This window comes from Streptomyces sp. DvalAA-14 (assembly GCF_900091855.1).
In the GTDB taxonomy this organism is placed as follows: Bacteria; Actinomycetota; Actinomycetes; order Streptomycetales; family Streptomycetaceae; genus Actinacidiphila.
Genome location: NZ_FMCH01000551.1, coordinates 1 through 1,617, shown reverse-complemented (window position 1 = coordinate 1,617; position 1,617 = coordinate 1). Strand labels below are relative to the sequence as shown.

General features: G+C 74.5%; 1 pseudogene. It reads left to right on the top strand.

Features of this window, described 5'->3' with window-relative positions:
• A pseudogene (locus GA0115240_RS29715) lies at nt 1-1,617 on the top strand (MinD/ParA family protein); the annotation flags it as partial.

The window sequence follows — 1,617 nt, the reverse complement described above, 5'->3', positions numbered from 1 at the left end:
GCAGCCGCCGTACGCGCCCCCGTACGCGCAGCAGCAGCCCTTCGTCGCCGGCCAGCCGCAGGGCCCGCAGGTCGGTGGTTACGGATACCCGTACCCGGCGCCGGAGCAGGGAGCCGGCGCGGCCGCCGGGCAGGCGCCACCCCCGCAGACCGGACCGCTGCCGCCGCTGCCCGCGCAGGGCGGCTACGGATTCCCGCCGCCGGGAGCGCCCGCGCAGCCGCAACAGCCGCAACAGCCGCAACAGCACGGTGATCCGCGGTACTCGATGGCTCAGGAGACGCGTCAGCAGCCCGCGCCACAGCCGCCCGGGCCGGTGGACCCGCGGACCGGGGGCTGGCCGGTCGCCGCGCCCGACCAGCGGCAGCAGCCCGCCGCGCAGGGCGGCGCGCCGCTCGGCTACACCGCGGCCGTGGAGCTGTCCTCGGACCGCCTGCTGCGCCATCAGCCCAAGGCCAAGCGGCCGGGCGCCAACGCGCAGCCGTCGCGCTTCCGGCTCGGGGGCAAGAAGGAGGAGGCGGAGCGGCAGCGCAAGCTGCAGTTGATCCGTACGCCCGTGCTGTCCTGCTACCGGATAGCGGTGATCAGCCTCAAGGGCGGAGTCGGCAAGACCACAACGACCACCGCGCTGGGCGCGACCCTCGCCAGCGAGCGGCAGGACAAGATCCTGGCCATCGACGCCAACCCGGACGCCGGCACGCTGGGGCGCCGGGTGCGGCGGGAGACCGGGGCCACGATCCGCGACCTGGTGCAGGCGATCCCGTATCTGCACAGCTACATGGACATCCGCCGGTTCACCTCGCAGGCTCCGTCCGGCCTGGAGATCATCGCCAACGACGTGGACCCGGCCGTGTCGACCGCGTTCAACGACGAGGACTACCGGCGGGCGATCGACGTCCTGGGCCGCCAGTACCCGGTGATCCTCACCGACTCCGGCACCGGTCTGCTCTACAGCGCGATGCGTGGCGTGCTGGACCTGGCCGATCAGCTGATCATCGTCTCCACACCGTCGGTGGACGGCGCCTCCAGTGCCAGCACCACCCTGGACTGGCTGTCCGCGCACGGCTACGCCGAACTGGTCTCCCGCAGCATCACCGTGATCTCCGGGGTCCGCGAGACGGGCAAGATGATCAAGGTCGAGGACATCGTGTCGCACTTCCGGCTGCGGTGCCGCGGCGTGCAGGTCGTGCCCTTCGACGAGCATCTGGCGGCGGGCGCCGAGGTGGACCTGGACATGATGCGGCCCAAGACGCGGGAGGCGTACTTCAACCTGTCCGCGATGGTGGCCGAGGACTTCGTACGGGCCCAGCAGGCGCAGGGGCTGTGGACGGCCGACGGGATCAACCCGCCGCCGGTGCAGGCGCCCCCGCTGCCCGGGACGGCACCCGGCGCGGCGGCGTACGGGGGCGCTCCGGCCGGGTATCCCCCGGCCCCGGCTCCCGGCCCGCAGCAGGGCTACCCGGTTCAGCCGGGCTACCCCGGCCGGCCCGGTCCGTACGGTCAGCCCGCGCCAGCCCGGGGCCCGCGCAGTACGGGGTGCCGCCGCAGCCGCCGCAGGGCGCGCCCGCCTATCCGCCGGCGCCGCAGGCCGACCCGCCGCCCTTCCAGCCGCAGTCGCCG